The sequence below is a fragment of the Bartonella sp. DB5-6 genome, from assembly GCF_000278115.1.
Taxonomy (GTDB): Bacteria; Pseudomonadota; Alphaproteobacteria; order Rhizobiales; family Rhizobiaceae; genus Bartonella; species Bartonella refiksaydamii.
This window is the reverse complement of the sequence record NZ_JH725125.1, coordinates 36,641-37,826: the sequence shown is the minus strand read 5'-3', so window position 1 is coordinate 37,826 and position 1,186 is coordinate 36,641. Positions and strand designations below refer to the sequence as shown.

The window sequence follows — 1,186 nt, the reverse complement described above, 5'->3', positions numbered from 1 at the left end:
ATGGGGGTGGGGCAATTGATAGGGAAAATATGGAGCATTTATAACGCAAATTTTGAGGATCATCTATGAAAACCTATACCTTAGATGATGTTGCACAATTGGTTGATAAGTGAATGATTATGCACACCAAAGATGTAACAGAAATATTAAAAAAGCGTGGCTGGGAGCCTTATCGTGATGAAGTAGGAGATACTTTTGCGCATTATTATCTTCCCGATCGCATTGTAGGCATTAGTTATGATGTTGTAGATTATGGAGAGGATGGGGGAAAGTTTCGGTTATCTGTTAATCTCACCACTGCTGCTTATTGTCTTGGCTGGGAATATGATAATGGCGAAAAATCGCAATATAAAAATACATTAATTTCCGCAAAAGATAACTTTGATATTAAAGCCTCAGATCTTTCTGAAAGCCATATTGAAGAAGCTTTAAATAGGGTAATAGCTTGGGCTCAAGAACAAGATATTGAACAAAAATTACGTGAAGAAGCTGCAGATCATTCTCTTGTCGCAAAGGCTTTGCTTGGTGATGTAGAGACTTTGAAGAGTTCTGAGGCTACATCTCAGTTGTATGTACCAGAATTTTCTGATTACAAAACAATGACGAGGTATGATCGCCTCCTTCTTTTTGCTCAAGCCTATAAAAATGGAGAATTGGACGATATTCTCGCACGCAAAAAGCTCAATCAGCGCTTGGTGAATCTTACTGCAGCAAGCCGCATTCTCAAAACGCAAGGATGGGTTTCTATGGAGCCTGGAAAAATGTGGCTCTCTTTGCCGGATCGTTTTATTAAGTTAGATTTTGGCTTTGTACATCTCTATGATCAGTATAATGTTCATCTCGAAGCTGAAATATCTAATGAAGAGATTTCTTTGGCTTGCTTGTATATTCATTTTTGTGGACAACGTAATCTTGTACGACCTACGGATATTTATCGATCTTTTAATACTATTGGAGGAGGGGGGATTAGTGAGTTTGATAAAGGGATTGATATTCGTGTAGAGACATTAAATGAGCAAGAGTTAACAAAAATCTCTGAGCGGATAATACAATGGGCACGTGCCAAAGATTTACAAGCATCAATAGAAAGCAAAACGCTTATCCAAAAATATAGCTATTATCCAGCTGTGATTTGGCATTTGGCTTGTTTAGCATTGACAGGTCAAATTGATGTCCTAAAATCCTA

At 37.7% G+C, this 1,186-nt stretch carries 1 pseudogene; it reads left to right on the top strand.

The window, feature by feature from the left end:
* Positions 1-119 precede the first annotated feature (119 nt).
* A pseudogene (locus MCO_RS10920) lies at positions 120-1,186 on the top strand (hypothetical protein); the annotation flags it as partial.